Source organism: Pseudoalteromonas sp. S3178 (assembly GCF_005886985.1).
Taxonomy (GTDB): Bacteria; Pseudomonadota; Gammaproteobacteria; order Enterobacterales; family Alteromonadaceae; genus Pseudoalteromonas; species Pseudoalteromonas carrageenovora.
In genome coordinates, this window is sequence record NZ_PNCW01000463.1 from 1 (window position 1) to 371 (window position 371).

Consider the following 371-nt stretch of genomic DNA (forward strand, 5'->3'; position numbering starts at 1 on the left):
CTATTGCTTTACGGATCTGGTTGACCTGTTCAGGCCTGCCATGGCGCATTGCATATATAAGAGGAAGCGTTGGTTTACCTTCAGCTAGATCATCACCAAGGTTTTTGCCCATTTGTTCTGCATTAGCACTGTAATCGAGAACATCGTCAACTAGTTGGAAGGCTGTGCCTAAATGCATTCCATAAAGCTTTAAGGCGTCTTGTATTTCGTTTGATTGTTCAAGAACAACGGCAGGAAGTAAAGTCGCAGCTTCGAATAGCTTAGCCGTTTTACTATATATTACCTGCATATAACTTTCTTCAGTCGTGTCAGGATCATTACAGTTCATTAACTGTAATACTTCCCCTTCGGCGATAATATTGGTTGCATCG

The 371-nt window shown here is 41.8% G+C and carries 1 protein-coding gene; it reads right to left on the reverse strand.

The features are described 5' to 3' along the window. The coding region (locus CWC11_RS21760; RefSeq protein WP_171038516.1) for a polyprenyl synthetase family protein at positions 1–371 on the reverse strand (371 nt) is incomplete at both ends.